Annotated in this window: 13 protein-coding genes and 1 pseudogene; 8 read left to right on the top strand and 6 right to left on the bottom strand. The window is 74.4% G+C overall.

Annotation, left to right across the window (positions count from 1 at the left end; genetic code table 11):
- Both KIK08_RS07685 and KIK08_RS07680 read left to right on the top strand, forming a co-directional pair.
- Positions 1-394: hypothetical protein (locus tag KIK08_RS07685; RefSeq protein ID WP_214402315.1), on the top strand; the 394-nt coding region annotated here is incomplete at its 5' end.
- Positions 395-621: 227 nt separating this feature from the next.
- Complete coding sequence (locus KIK08_RS07680) at positions 622-1119, top strand: HNH endonuclease (protein WP_214402316.1); 498 nt, start codon at positions 622-624, stop codon at positions 1117-1119.
- A gap of 32 nt (positions 1120-1151) precedes the next feature.
- Here the strand turns inward: KIK08_RS07680 and KIK08_RS07675 are convergent, their stop codons facing one another.
- On the bottom strand, positions 1152-1553 hold the full coding sequence (locus tag KIK08_RS07675) for a hypothetical protein (RefSeq protein ID WP_214402314.1): 402 nt from the start codon (positions 1551-1553) through the stop codon (positions 1152-1154).
- A gap of 25 nt (positions 1554-1578) precedes the next feature.
- Positions 1579-1881 (bottom strand): annotated as a pseudogene (locus KIK08_RS07670) (GDP-mannose 4,6-dehydratase); the annotation flags it as partial.
- 280 nt (positions 1882-2161) lie between these two features.
- Here KIK08_RS07670 and KIK08_RS07665 point away from each other — a divergent pair.
- Positions 2162-2854, top strand: coding sequence for a class I SAM-dependent methyltransferase (locus KIK08_RS07665; protein ID WP_214402312.1), 693 nt, complete (start codon positions 2162-2164; stop codon positions 2852-2854).
- A 796-nt stretch (positions 2855-3650) separates the two neighbouring features.
- Positions 3651-3992: a hypothetical protein gene (locus tag KIK08_RS07660; RefSeq protein ID WP_214402311.1), complete on the top strand. Its 342-nt coding sequence runs from the start codon at positions 3651-3653 to the stop codon at positions 3990-3992.
- 230 nt (positions 3993-4222) lie between these two features.
- On the opposite strand, the gene KIK08_RS07655 is transcribed toward KIK08_RS07660, so the two are convergent.
- Entirely contained in the window at positions 4223-5104 is an 882-nt protein-coding gene (locus tag KIK08_RS07655) for a LysR family transcriptional regulator (protein WP_214402310.1), read from the bottom strand.
- An 84-nt stretch (positions 5105-5188) separates the two neighbouring features.
- On the opposite strand from KIK08_RS07655, the gene KIK08_RS07650 reads away from it, so the two are divergent.
- Positions 5189-6259: a saccharopine dehydrogenase NADP-binding domain-containing protein gene (locus tag KIK08_RS07650; protein WP_214402309.1), complete on the top strand. Its 1071-nt coding sequence runs from the start codon at positions 5189-5191 to the stop codon at positions 6257-6259.
- Positions 6260-6266: 7 nt separating this feature from the next.
- Here the strand turns inward: KIK08_RS07650 and KIK08_RS07645 are convergent, their stop codons facing one another.
- Entirely contained in the window at positions 6267-7667 is a 1401-nt protein-coding gene (locus KIK08_RS07645) for a sugar transferase (RefSeq protein WP_214402308.1), read from the bottom strand.
- A gap of 221 nt (positions 7668-7888) precedes the next feature.
- Between KIK08_RS07645 and KIK08_RS07640 the strand changes: the two genes are divergently transcribed.
- Positions 7889-8515: an arsenate reductase/protein-tyrosine-phosphatase family protein gene (locus KIK08_RS07640; protein ID WP_214402307.1), complete on the top strand. Its 627-nt coding sequence runs from the start codon at positions 7889-7891 to the stop codon at positions 8513-8515.
- 224 nt (positions 8516-8739) lie between these two features.
- Here the strand turns inward: KIK08_RS07640 and KIK08_RS39645 are convergent, their stop codons facing one another.
- Positions 8740-9306: a hypothetical protein gene (locus KIK08_RS39645; protein ID WP_250556526.1), complete on the bottom strand. Its 567-nt coding sequence runs from the start codon at positions 9304-9306 to the stop codon at positions 8740-8742.
- Between the two features lie 188 nt (positions 9307-9494).
- On the opposite strand from KIK08_RS39645, the gene KIK08_RS39640 reads away from it, so the two are divergent.
- Both KIK08_RS39640 and KIK08_RS07630 read left to right on the top strand, forming a co-directional pair.
- On the top strand, positions 9495-10298 hold the full coding sequence (locus KIK08_RS39640) for an MOSC domain-containing protein (RefSeq protein ID WP_308257477.1): 804 nt from the start codon (positions 9495-9497) through the stop codon (positions 10296-10298).
- A gap of 341 nt (positions 10299-10639) precedes the next feature.
- Positions 10640-11176, top strand: coding sequence for a hypothetical protein (locus KIK08_RS07630; RefSeq protein WP_214402305.1), 537 nt, complete (start codon positions 10640-10642; stop codon positions 11174-11176).
- A gap of 3 nt (positions 11177-11179) precedes the next feature.
- Here KIK08_RS07630 and KIK08_RS07625 read toward each other — a convergent pair whose 3' ends face one another.
- Positions 11180-11671, bottom strand: a complete 492-nt coding sequence (locus KIK08_RS07625) for a pyridoxamine 5'-phosphate oxidase family protein (RefSeq protein ID WP_214402304.1) — start codon at positions 11669-11671, stop codon at positions 11180-11182.
- Positions 11672-11753 lie beyond the last annotated feature (82 nt).

Below are 11753 nucleotides of genomic sequence, written 5' to 3'. Positions count from 1 at the left end.
GGTGGCGGCGGCCGAGCGGGCCGCCACGGTGCTGGTCCGGCTGGGCGCGCGGCACCGCGGCCGCGACCCGCTGGAGCGGGTGCTGCCGATGGACCCCGACGGCCGCGGCCGCGCACTCGTCGACGGCCTCATCGTCCTGGACGCCGACACCGACGACGTGCCCGGCGGCCTGAACGCGCTGATCGCGGCGCAGGCGCGGCGGGCGTCGATGGTGGTGCTCGACGCCGGCACCGCGGGCGCCGACACCGACCTGCCGACCGCGCTGCGCGCCGCCGACCTCGTGGTGCTGGCCGTGCGTGCGGGCGTCGACCGTCCCGAGGACGTCGCCGTCGTGGGCGCGGCGCTGCGGGCCGGACGGGCCGGTGTGTCGGGCGTGGTCGTGCGCTCGGCGTAACCACCCCGTCCGAGCAGGGGCTCGACGGCGCGGACCGATCACCCCCGCCCCGCCGGATCGCTCCGATATCACACGTGCGTCATCCGGGCTCGCTATGGTCTGATTCAGCGCACGGAGGTGGTCGCGTGAAGCATCGACAACCCAAGCCCGACGGTGACCCCGAACAACAGGAGGGGCCACCAGGAGTCGCACTGCGCCCGGGTGCGGCTTCCTCCGGGTCCCGGGTCCTGCTCCTGAACGCCACGTTCGAACCGCTGGCGGTCGTCACCGCCAAGCGCGCCGTCGTGCTCATGCTCACCGGAAAGGCCGAGTGCGTGGAAGCCGCCCTGGACGCGGCGTTCCACTCCGAGAGCCTCACCGTCCCCGCTCCCTCGGTGATGCGGCTCTCCCGCTACGTACGCGTGCCGTACCGCAAGGCCGTACCGATGACCAGGGCGGGCGTGCTGCGCCGCGACGGCAGGCGCTGCGCCTACTGCGGCAAGCGCGCCGACACCATCGACCACGTCGTCCCGCGCAGCCGGGGCGGCACCCACTCCTGGGACAACTGCGTGGCCGCGTGCCGGGCCTGCAACTCCCGCAAGGCCGACCACCTCGTCGAGGAGATCGGCTGGACGCTGGGCTTCGTGCCGCGCCCACCCGACCGCGCGGCCGGGGGGATCCTCGTGCTGGCGATCGAGCCGCTGCCGGCCTGGGAGCCATGGCTGGGCACCGGCACGGCCGCCTGACACCCCGCCGCCGCGGGCGCCGCGGCGGCGGGTCAGCCGGCCTGCCTGCCGTACGGGTCGTCCGGGTGGGCGGTGCCCGTCCGGATCGGGCGGGTCGGGCCGTCGGACCACGCCCGGTACCCGGGCGCCGGGTGCAGGCGCACGGTGGGTGCGTCCGCGCCGCTGCCGCGCGGCCAGGCGGGCAGGGGCGGGCTCGTCGGGCGGGCGGGCGCGCGTCGCGGCCGGAACACCAGGGTGGCCAGCAGCGCGATGCCGTAGAAGATGCCGAAGCCCACCAGGTCGCCCTCGTGGACGCCGTGGCGGGCGGTCAGCGCCAGCACCACCGGGCCGATCTTGGTGGTGGAGGCGACCAGCAGGCCGCCCATCGTGGCCAGCACCCAGACGACCAGCAGCGCGGCGCGACGGCCGCCCGGCCGCGGCTGTCGTGCGGTCATGTGTCCCCCCTGCGCCCGGTGCTGGTCAGCGCTGGCTCGGTGTCGGCTCGGTGTCGGCTCGGTGTCGGCTCACTGCGTTCGGGCGCCGGGCCACGGCCGGATCGCGGGTGCGCCCGAGGTCGGCCGGCTCCGCGTCGACCATGACGCGGGCGAGCTCGTCGGGCATGACCTCCGGCGCCCGGCCCAGCAGCTCGCGGGCCTTCGACGCGTCGCCGATGAGCGCGTCGACCTCCGTAGGTCGAAGGTAGCGCGGATCGAAACGGACGTGGTCGGACCAGCGGAGCCCGACCGACGAGAAGCAGTGCTCCGCGGATTCCCGCACCGTGCACGCCGTGCCGGTGGTTCACCGAGCAGAACACGGTCCGTGCCGGACGCGCGGGACCGCGGGGAGGTTGCCCCGGTCGACGACACGGAGCGGCCACCGGGCGTTGCCTTCGCCGGACGGTCGGGTGGCTCGGGTAGCCTGATCGCGGTCCCGCTCCGGCGGGGCCGTGCGTCGGTGACAGCGTGCTCATCGGGAGGTACACGATCGTGGCCCACTGCGACCTGCATCCCGGTGCTTCCCGCTATCCGGCCCGCGCAACCCCCGCCGCGCCGACGGGACGTCGGTGACGACCGAGCCGGCGCCCAGTTGGTCGGCGCACTGGGAGGAGCCCGCCCACCGCCAGCGGGTCACGGTCGAGGCGCGCGACTACATCACCCGGCTGCGTTCGGCGCTGCCCGTGCGCGGGATCGACCGTGTGCTCGACTTCGGCTGCGGCTGCGGGCACGCCGTGGAGCTGCTGGCGCCCGCGGTGGCCGCGGTCGGGTACTGGGACGCCGCGCCGGAGATGCGCCGGGCGACCGCCTACCGGGTGGCCCGGTTCCCCACGGCCTTCCCGGTCGACCTGGCCCGCCCCAGCCCGCTCGGCGCGTTCGGCCGGTTCGACCTGATCCTGGTCAACGGCGTCGTGCAGTACATGGGCCGCGACGAGCTGCGCCGCTGGATGTCGCGCTGGCGCACCCTGCTCGCCCCGGCCGGGCGGATCGTGCTGTCCGACATCCCGCCGCCGGACGCGTCGACGGTGGGCGAGCTGTTCGGACTGCTGCGGTTCGCCGCGCAGCACCGCTTCCTGGCCCGCGCCGTGCGCGACGGTGTCACCGACGCCCACCGCTACAGCCGCCAACGCGGCGAGACCTGCCTGACCCGCTGGCTGCCCGACGAGATCGTCGCCCTGGCCGCGAACAACGGCATGGACGCCGTGGTGATGCCGGAGAACCTGACCCACCGCGCCGGCCGGTTCACCGTCGTCGTGCAGTAGGTCCCCCGGACGCGAGAGGAGCCCTGCCGCAACCCCCTGCGACAGGACTCCCCTTCTCGCACACGCCGACGCCCCCCAGCGCCGGCGTGACCCCCCTTTTCCGTCCCCCCTCGTACTCCGACCCCCCGGAGCGTTCGTGCCGTTCGAGCTGGTGGGAACGCTATCCGGGTCGTCGCGGGTGGCTCATCCGTAGTGCTACTGATCCTTTAGGCGCGGTGACCACCGTCGCGCTCCCCGTCGAGTCGATCATGGCATCGGGGTGCCTCGCAGACTCGGTGGTGCGCTCGCAGCCCGCCGGCGCGATGCGACGACCCAGCCAGCGCTGCGACACCCACCTGGCGCTGCGAAGACGCCCCTCGCGCGGCCCGCGATGCGTCGACGGCCAGGCAGCGGCAGGGTGAGCGTGCGCATGACCAGTGCCCGCCGGTCGGTCGCCGGTAGCCGGTCCGGGTGAACCGACGGCCGGCCAGGCATCGATCAAGATCAAACATCGAGAGCCCGGATGGATCATGGACTAAAGGCGGGGTACGACTGCGCCCAGTGATCGACTACTCGGCATCTGCGCACCGGGAGCGACTGGTTCACCTCGTGGCGTACCGCGAACCCGTCGCGTGCGTAGCACTCAGCCGATACCGGTCGCATTCGACGATCCTCACCCGAAAGCACAGCGAGCTTGCTCGCCGAGGTATCCGCGCCTTAGCGTTCTGCTCGGCCGGCATTGAGGCTCCCCACTTCGAAATCCGCCGGCTCGGAATGGCTCGACCTCGGTCGAGCCGGATCACTTCAAGGAGAACCCATGTTCAAGAAGGCTGGACTCGTCGTGGCCGCGGCCACGGTTGGCCTGCTCGCGGTCAGCCCGCTGGCGTTCGCCAACTCCCAGCCGGCGCCGCCGGAGGTCGAGAACCACGGCAACGCCTCCCTGCTGAACCTGTCGGACAACGACCTCGTCGCACCGATCGAGGCCTGCAACAACGACGTCCCGGTCAACGCCGGCGCCGCGCCGGTCCAGGGCAACGTCAAGGACCTCACCGGCGCCGTCGCCGGTGCCGCCGCTCTCCTGGGCACGGCGCAGTCGGAGAACCAGATCTCCACCGACAGCGCGCGGAGCTGTGACACCGCGGTCGCCAACAACGACTGAGCGATGATCCGGACGTCCTACCGGGGTCGGCGCCGGCCCCGGTAGGACGTCCGCGGGTACAGATCCCACAACGATTCATTCGATACGCCGGCCGCGCCGATGTGGTCGGCGCATTTCCGTGTGCCGTCATTTCCGGCAGTGCATCACCGCCGAATGGGTCGCACTCGATCGCGGGGCCGATGACGCGCCTGTCGTCGAGAATCGATTCCGATGCTGCTATCCGCTGCGGGTCAGGGCGGTGGGTCGTCAGTGGTCAGGTGCGTCGCGGCGACCCGGCGGAACGCCGCGACGAGCCGGCCCCGGTCGTCGGCCCGGGTCGCGAGCACGACGTGGCTCGGCGGGACGTCGCGCAACGGCACGGTGGTGAGCTCGGGGTGGTTGTACGTCGGGACCACCACCGCGGGGATGATCGCGACCGCCTGCCCGCCGGCGATCAGCTCCAGCTTGTCCTCCACCGACGCCACCAGCGGCCCGTCCGGGGCGGGGCGCCCGTCGGGCCGCGGGTCGACGCGCCAGAAGGCGTTCCAGTCCGGGTCGGACGAGCGGGGCAGGGGCTCGTCGGCGATGTCGTCCAGGGCGACCGACTCCTTGCCGGCCAACCGGTGGTCGAGCGGCACCAGCAGCACCCTCGGCTCGTCGCGCAGGACCGTCACGGCCAACCCGTCGGTCGGGAACGGCAGCCGGGAGACCACCGCGTCGACCCGGTGGTCGAGCAGGGCGGACCGCACGTCGGTGGGGTCGAGGTGCAGCGTTCGCACGTCGACGTCGGGATGGCGGTGGCGCATCTCGCGCACGGCGGGCGTGATGACCAGGTTCGTGGTGTGGCCGATGGTGATCCGGCTCGGCGTGGCGGCGGCCCGCGCGCGGGCGACGGCCCGGTCGGCGTCGTCGAGCAGTTCCGTGGCGAGCGGGAGGAACGCCGCGCCGGCCTCGGTGAGCCGGGTGCCCCGCGGCGTGCGGTCGAGCAGCCGGGCGCCCACGTCGTGCTCCAGCCGGGAGATCTGCCGGCTGAGCGAGGACTGGGTGAGGTGCAGCTCGGCGGCGGCGCGGCCGAAGTGGCCGTGGCCGGCGACGACGGTGAAGCACCGCACCAGGCGGAGGTCCAGGTCCATCGACGTGCAGTGTTGCACGGATCGGGATGCGCGTGCCGCAATCCTCATTGGACCGACCCGGGTCGGCGGCCGGACAGTGGCGCCATGGACGGGATCTGGATCCTCGGCGGCGCCGGCCGGACCGGCCGGGCGATCGCCGCAGAGCTGGTGGCGCGGGGCGCGCCGGCGCCGGTGCTGGTCGGGCGCGACCCGGGCCGGCTGCGGGAGGTGGCCGGCAAGGTCGGCGGCACCCCGCTGGTGGCCGGCTCGGTCGAGGCGATCTGCGCCGAGCTGATCCGGCGCCGGCCGGCGGTCGTGGTCAACACGATCGGCCCGTTCACCGAGACGGCCCTGCCCGTGGCCCGTGCGTGCCCGCCGGGCACCCACTACCTGGACCTGTCCAACGAGCTGCCGGCGGTGACCGCGCTGCTCGGGCTGCACGACGAGGCCGTCGCCACTGACCGCTGCATCGTGCCCGCGGCCGGCTTCGGGGTGCTCGGCACCGAGAGCGTCGTGCTGGCGCTGTGCGCGGACCGGCCCGCGCCGCGGCGGGTGCGGGTGGACGCGGTGCCGGTGCTCGGCGGCGAACCCGGCCCGGTCGGCGTCGCGCTGGCCGCGACGATCGTGGGGGCGTTGGCGGCCGGCGGCCGGCACTACGCCGACGGCCGGCTCACCCGCACCCGTCCCGGCGGCGCCGCCGAGCGCCTCACGCTCCCCGACGGGTCCACGGTGTCCACGGCGGGCGGACCCACCGCGGACCTGGAGGCGGCCCACCGGGCCAGCGGCGCACCGTTCGTCGTCGCGGCTTCCACCTACACCGCGTCCGGTCCGCTGGTGCGCGCCGTGCTGCCGGCGGTCGGCGCGCTGATGGCGGTGCCGCCGCTGCGGCGGGCGGCCGTGCGGGCGCTCTCCCGCGTCCGGGTCACGCCGAAGCCCCCGGCGCGGGAGTCGACCTGGGCGCACGCGCGGGTGGAGTGGGCTGACGGCACGGTCCGCGAGGGCTGGATGCGCGCCGGCGAGGCGATGGCGTTCACGGCGGGGGTCGCCGCCGAGGTCGCCCTGCGGCTGAGCCGGGGCGAGGGCCGACCGGGCGCCTCCACCCCCGGCGCGATGTTCGGCCCGGAACTGGTCGACGCGGCCGGCGGGACGCTCCTCCTCGACGTGGGCGCGACCTGAGCCCGGCTCAGTACGCCCCGTCGCCCCGCACCATCGCGTGCACCGTCCGCGCGAGGATCTGCGCGTCCAGCGCCATCGTCCAGTTCTCGACGTAGCGCAGGTCGAGCCGCACCGTCTCCTCCCAGGACAGGTCGCTGCGCCCGCTGACCTGCCACAGCCCGGTCATCCCCGGCTTGACCAGCAGCCGCCGCCGCGCGTCGTTGGCGTAGCCCGCGACCTCCCGTGGGAGCGGAGGCCGCGGGCCGACCAGCGACATCGAGCCGGTGAGCACGTTGAACAACTGGGGCAGCTCGTCGAGCGAGTAGCGGCGCAGGACGGCGCCGGTGCGCGTCACCCGCGGGTCGCGGCGCAGCTTGAACAGCACCCCGTTGCCCTCGTCGGCCTTGCGCAGCGCCTCGAGCCGCGCCTCGGCGTCGACGACCATCGACCGGAACTTGACCATCCGGAACTCGCGCCCGCCGACGCCGACCCGGCGCTGCAGGAAGAACACCGGCCCGCCGTCGAGCTTCACCAGGCCGGCGATGACGAGCATCGGCAGCGAGAGCAGCACCAGCGCGACGAGCGCCCCCACCCGGTCGATACCGCCCTTGAGCAGCCGCGACAGCCCGCGGAACGTCGGGTGGCTGAGCCGCAGCAGCGGCAGCCCGTCGACGCTGGCGACGTGCAGCCGCGGCCCGGCGACCTCCATGAGCCCGGGGTCGACGGCGAGCTCGACGCCGGTGCCCTCCATCTCCCAGGCCAGCCGCTGCAGCCGGGTCGTCGTCCAGCCGGGCGCCTGCCCGACCGACACGACGTCGAACTGGCCGCTGCGGGCCAGCGCGGGCACCGCGTCCAGGTCGCCGACAACGTGCACGCCGTCGACGTAGGAGGCGCCGTCCGGGCCCGTCCCGGCCGGCGTGCACACCCCGTCGACGATCCAGCCGTGCTCGGGGACGCGCCGGGTGCGCCGGATCAGCCCGGCGACGCCGTCGAGGTCGCCGACGGCCAGCACCCGGGCCATGGCCTGCCCCGCGCGACGGCGCCGGTGCAGCTCGTGGCGCAGCCACAGCCGCCCGAACACGGCCAGCGCGGCGCCGGTCGGCAGCACGGCGAAGACCCACGGGCGCCCGTGGTCCAGCCCGGCGGCCAGGATGATCAGCCCGATCGCCACCGCGGAGCCGAGGAACCCGCGCAGCAGCCGGGTGAACTCGCGCGAGCCGCCACCGGCCGTGTCGGCGTCCCAGGCCCGCGACACCGCCAGGCTGACCGCCGTCAGCAGCACGACGACGACGCCGACGCCCAGCACGCGCCCGTGCGGCGAGCTGCCGAACAGGCCGTAGGACAGGACCGCGGCGGAGACGGCGGCGATGTCGGTGAGGGCCGCGGTCAGCGCGTAGCGCAGCCGCCAGCGGGCGGGGGAGGCAGCCATTGCGGTGGGGTTCTCCTGGGGGCGGCGCGCGGCGGGCGGACGCACGGGCTGTCGTCGCTCAGGCACCGCTCGTTAGCCCTTCCGGTCCAGCATCCACAAGACTGATGACCCGATCGTGGACTGGGCCGGGCGTGCCAACGTCGGCCCGCCTACGTTGACGTCCCGTGTACGTCTGCGAACCGAGCGACGAGCCCGCGGCCACGGCCGGGACAATGGTTGCCGTGGGACGGCACGCGAAGCAGGCGAGCCGGTTCAGGATGCTGTTCGTCTGCACCGGCAACATCTGCCGCTCCCCGTTCGCCGAGATCCTCACCCGCCACCTGCTGGTCGGGCGCCTGGGCGGGCGGGAGGCGTCGGCCTTCGAGCTGTCCAGCGCCGGCGTGCAGGCGGTCGTCGGGGCGCCGATGCACGAGTACTCGCGCCGCGAGCTGGCGCCGTGGGGGCTGGACGGCCTGGGCGCGGAGGCGTTCCGGGGCCGCCAGCTGCGCTCGGAGCTGATCCGCGAGGCCGACGTCGTGTTCGGCGTGAACGTGCGCCACCGCTCCGCGGTGATCGATCGCGAGCCCACCGCCCTGGCCACCTGCTTCAGCCTGCGCGAGTTCGCCCGGCTGGCCGCCGGCATCGAGCCGGCCGTGCTGCCGGCCGCCCCGATCGACCGGGCGCACGCCCTGGTCGAGCTGGTGCGCACCCGCCGCGGCCTGGCCCCGCCCGCGGCGCCCGACGCCGACCGCGTCCCCGACCCGATGGGCGGCCCGCAGGAGGCGCACCACCGGGCGGCCATGCTGATCCACGAGGCCGTCGGCACCCTGGTCGACGTCATCGCGCCCCGCCAGGTCCCCGCCCGCTGATCCCGTCGAGAACGAACTTGTCGTGATCGACAAGCCCTGTTGATCACGACAAGTTCGTTCTCGACGGCGGGACGGTCCGGGCGCGCCGCACGAGCGAGCGGGCGGTGCGCAGCAGGATCGCGATGTCGAGGGTCAGCGACCAGTTCTCGACGTAGCGCGTTCGGCGTGAGCACCCGAACGGGCCCCGGCACGGGTGTGCCGGGGCCCGGGTGGTGCTTCGGAGATCAGGGTGTTGCGTGAGTGCCGGAGCCGGTGGTGACGCCACCGCCGCCCGTCGGGCCGTGCGTCACCGGGGCGTTGGAGCTGCCCGACAGGTCGATCTCGTTCCCGTGGCGACCCCGCAGCAGCTGGTCGCACGAGCTCTCGGAGCTGCAGTAGAAGTCCTTCTGGCCGGGCTTCGTGCAGACCCATGTGCCGCCGGAGAGGGCCTGCTTCGTGCAGGTCCAGCCGTCGTTCTTCAGGTCGTTCAGGGTCCGCGCCGAGGTGTCGGGCGGCAGCTCGGCGGGCGGTTCGGGCTCGTTGTAGCCGCCGTCGGTGGCGCCGCCGTCGTCGTCGAAGCCGGGCGGGGCCGGGCGGTTCGGGAAGGCCAGCATGGCGACCTCGCCGCCCTCGTCCGGGTCGTCGGCGGTCGAGGCGGCCGTGCTGGTGCCCGTGCCCGGGACGGCCTGCGTGCCCAGACCGAATACGAACAGGGCGGCGCCGGCGGCGAGCAGGGCGGCCAGGGCGGCGGCCAGTGCGACCACCATCGTCTTGCGCGGTCCGGCGTCCGTGCCGGTGTCGTCGATCCTCATCGTTCCCCCCATCGGTGCCGAGCGATCTCGGCGAGGCGACCAGCTTCTGTCGACGGGGCCGGGTCGGGACATCACCGCGGCGGGCAGTGGTTGGTGATCGACGGGCAGGGAATTGTGGCCGAGTGGTCAGGGACGCCGCGGCGGCCCCGTGCCTAGTGTTGCCGGGTAGGACGACTGCGAGGAGAGACGTGGCCGAGCTGCTCCAGCTGTGGACGTACCCGATCAAGAGCTGCGCGGGGGTGGCGCTCGACGCGGGCGCGCTCGGCCCGGCGGGTCTGCCCGACGACCGCGCGTTCATGGTCGTCGACCCCGACGGCACCTTCCGCACCCAGCGCGGCGACCCCCTCCTGGCGACGATCCATCCCCGGGTCAGTGACGACGGGGCGGAGCTCGAGCTGCGGGCGCCGGGGGTGGAGGGCGTCCGGGTGCGGATCGATCGCGACGGCCGGCGGCGGCCGGTCACCCTGTTCGGGAACCCCTACACCGGCATCGACCAGGGCCCGAAGGCCGCCGACTGGATCAGCGCGGTCGTGGGGGCGCCGAGTCGGCTGGTGCGCGTGCCGCCCGAGCACCAGCGCACTACCGACGGGCTCAATCCCGGGAGCGCGGCCTACGCCGACAGCGGGGCCGTGCACGTCCTCTCCACCGCCTCGATGCGTGGGTTCAACGAGCGCGTCGACGGCGAGCCGGTGCCGATGAGCCGGTTCCGACCCAACCTCGTCGTCGACGGGTGGGACGAGCCGCACCAGGAGGACGACGCCGCCGAACTCGTCATCGGCGACGTGCGGCTCGGGTTCGCCAAGCTCGCGGTCCGGTGCGCGACGACGCTGGTCGACCAGGAGACCGGGCGGCGGTCGGGGCCCGAGCCGTTGCGGACGCTGGCGAAGTACCGGCGCGACGACGGGGGAGGGGTCGTGTTCGGGGCGAAGTTCTCCGTGCTGCGGACCGGGACCGTCGCCGTCGGCGACGAGGTGGTCGTCCCGCCGCGCTGACCTACGCCGGCTCCACGACCAGGCTCCGGACGCTGTCCAGGTGGCGGACCAACCGGTAGCGCCGGCTGTCGCCTGCGACGTCCCTCGCCAGCGCTGCGACGACCCCACCAGCGCTGCGACGACCTCACCAGCGCTGCGAGACTGAGCGGGCCGGGGTCCTCGCAGCACCAGGTGTGGGCTCGCAGCCCGCCGGCGCGCTGCGACGACCCAGCCAGCGCTGCGTGGTCCCCACACGCCCTGCGAGGCCACGCCAGCGCTGCGAGGATCCACGGGCAGAATCCACGGCGCACTGCTGACCGATGTCACTACCCCGACACCGGCGCTCCGACCAGGTTGGACGGGTGGACACCGCGCCCTTCACCCAGGACCTCGCCGTCTGCGCGGCGATCTTCGGGGTCGCCGCGTTCGTCTGGTTCGGCTGGGCCCAGGAGGCCCCGCCGGCCCGGTGGCGGCTGCCGCTGGGACTCGGGTCGGCGCTGGGCCTGCTGCTCGCCGTCGTCGGCGGGCTGCTGGCGTGGCGGGTGTGGGGGACCGGCATGGCGATGGCCGACCCGCAGACGCGGATGGCGTTCGGGATCGTCAGCGGCGTCGAGTTCGGGGCCGCCGGCCTCGGGGCGGCCGTCCTCGCGCTCACCAAGCGGGCGCAGTGGATCCCGAGCTGGATCGCGTTCGTCGTCGGCGCGCACTTCGTGCCGCTCGCGTTCCTCTTCGACGACCCGGGGATGATCGCGCTGGCGGCCGTCATCGTCCTCGCGGCCGGGCTGAGCGTGCTCGTGCACCGGCGGACGGGTCTGGCGCCCAGCGCCACCGCCGGGGTGGGCACCGGGATTGCGTTCGTGGTGTTCGCCCTACGCGCCATCGCGCTCGTCGCCCTGTGAGGCTCAGCCGCTCCGGTGGGCCAGCACCAGGTCCTCGACGGCCTGCGGGATGGTGGTCTCGAAGTCGAGCAGCTTCGCCCAGTCCGGCTCGACCGTGATCAGCACCATCTGCTGGTAGAGGGCCCGCACCCCCTGCTCCCAGCTCCCGAAGTGCTCGGTCGGGACGAGCTTGCGGGAGCCTTCGACGTAGGCGTCGGGCACGCCGTCGACCAGGTCGAGGCGCGTCGCGCCGCGAACCAGCAGCACCCGGGGCGGCCACTGGTCCTGGGTGTCGATGGTCAGCGCGACGCGGGGGTTCCGGCGCAGCGCCCGCACCTTCGCCGACTTCGGCACCGTGGCCATCAGCACCTGCTCGCCGGTCCAGGAGAACGCGATCGGGATCGCGCGGGGCGCGCCGTCCACGCCCACGTAGGCCAGGCGAGCCGGGATCGACGATCCGAGCAACTCCTGGGAGATCGGCTTGTCCAGTACCTCGGCGACCTCGTGGTGGTCCATGGGCGTCTCCTCCGTCGTGGGGCGCCCCCCGGGGGCGGCGCCGCGGGGGCGGGGGGGCCCCCCGGGGGTGGACCCCCCCCCC

It is taken from the genome of Pseudonocardia lacus (assembly GCF_018531445.1).
GTDB lineage: Bacteria > Actinomycetota > Actinomycetes > Mycobacteriales > Pseudonocardiaceae > Pseudonocardia > Pseudonocardia lacus.
Note: the sequence above shows the minus strand (reverse complement) of the source record. Positions and strands in the feature narration are given on the sequence as shown.